This is a genomic window from Hallerella porci, assembly GCF_003148885.1.
In the GTDB taxonomy this organism is placed as follows: Bacteria; Fibrobacterota; Fibrobacteria; order Fibrobacterales; family Fibrobacteraceae; genus Hallerella; species Hallerella porci.
Genome location: NZ_QGHD01000078.1, coordinates 1 through 1,054, shown reverse-complemented (window position 1 = coordinate 1,054; position 1,054 = coordinate 1). Strand labels below are relative to the sequence as shown.

Sequence of the window (1,054 nt, the reverse complement as noted above, 5' to 3'; positions counted from 1 at the left end):
TCATATTTTAGAAAACCTTGCAATATTTTCACAGGGTAGAAATCAGTTTTTCCCAATAGTTATGCGGGCTGGGCGGGATTTTAAGGGACGACTATATAGGGGAAATTTTAGATCAAAATTCGCGTTTTTAGAGAATTGTTAAGAAGGGTTGATAAACCCCTTTTTTTTTCTTACATTATGCAAAAAAATATTCGGAGATTTTATGAAAAACGAGGTTTATTACGGCGAATATTCACTGAAGCATTGGATCGATATGATACTTTATGGAAAAATTACGTTACCTAAGTATCAAAGGGCTTTTGTTTGGGATAAAAGTAAGGTGGTAAAGTTACTTCAATCTTTTCAAGAAGAGCATTTTAGTCCTCCTGTCGTGATTGGATCATATAATAATGAAGGTAAAGCTGAAAATTTGATTATTGACGGACAGCAAAGATTAACTTCTTTACTGTTGGCGTATTTGAGAATCTATCCAATTAAGAAAAAATTTAAGCAAATTAATGAAAATTTTGCAGACGAAAATGGATGATGAAGCCTATAACGAAAATAATGATGATTCTAATTCAATTACAGAATGGACTTTTAATAAATTATTTTATGACAAAGGAGATAATAGCCTTAAATTTAGATCCTTGGAAGAAATCAAGTCAAATATTTCAGCAGATGAATATGAAAAAATAGAATTAAATAAAATAAAGGATGATTTTTTTGATAATCATTATTTAGGTTTCTCCTATTTAATGCCAAAACAGGATAATCAACAAGGTTTTTATTCAAGTGTGTTTAAAGATATAAATGCGGAAGGAATAGGCTTAAGTCCGTTAGAGTCAAGACGCGCTTTTTATTTTTTAAAGCCAGAATTAGAGGGCTTTTTTGATCCTCAATGTGTGAAAACAATTACAATTTCTTCATCTGGTGAAAATTCGGGAAAATTAGATTTTGTTCGTTACCTTTCTTTTTTAGAGGCATCATCAATATGTGTGGTAGCATTTAGGCAGCCTTGCTAGATGATTCTCTCGATTCCGATTCCCATTCGTAGGCTATCTTTACATCGACA

General features: G+C 31.6%; 2 protein-coding genes. Both read left to right on the top strand.

Translation table 11 applies throughout. The features are described from left to right. Window positions 1–202: 202 nt before the first annotated feature. On the top strand, window positions 203–526 hold the full coding sequence (locus B0H50_RS13090) for a DUF262 domain-containing protein (protein WP_109587935.1): 324 nt from the start codon (window positions 203–205) through the stop codon (window positions 524–526). After that, window positions 519–1,004 (top strand): hypothetical protein, encoded by a 486-nt coding sequence (locus B0H50_RS13085; protein WP_109587934.1) that lies wholly within the window; start codon window positions 519–521, stop codon window positions 1,002–1,004. Before B0H50_RS13090 ends, B0H50_RS13085 begins: the two co-directional genes overlap by 8 nt. Window positions 1,005–1,054 lie beyond the last annotated feature (50 nt).

Excerpts from the sequence above, each read along its gene's own strand:
- B0H50_RS13090 (WP_109587935.1), top strand. The coding sequence starts at position 203 with ATGAAAAACGAGGTTTATTACGGCGAATATTCACTGAAGCATTGGATC.
- B0H50_RS13085 (WP_109587934.1), top strand. The coding sequence starts at position 519 with ATGGATGATGAAGCCTATAACGAAAATAATGATGATTCTAATTCAATT.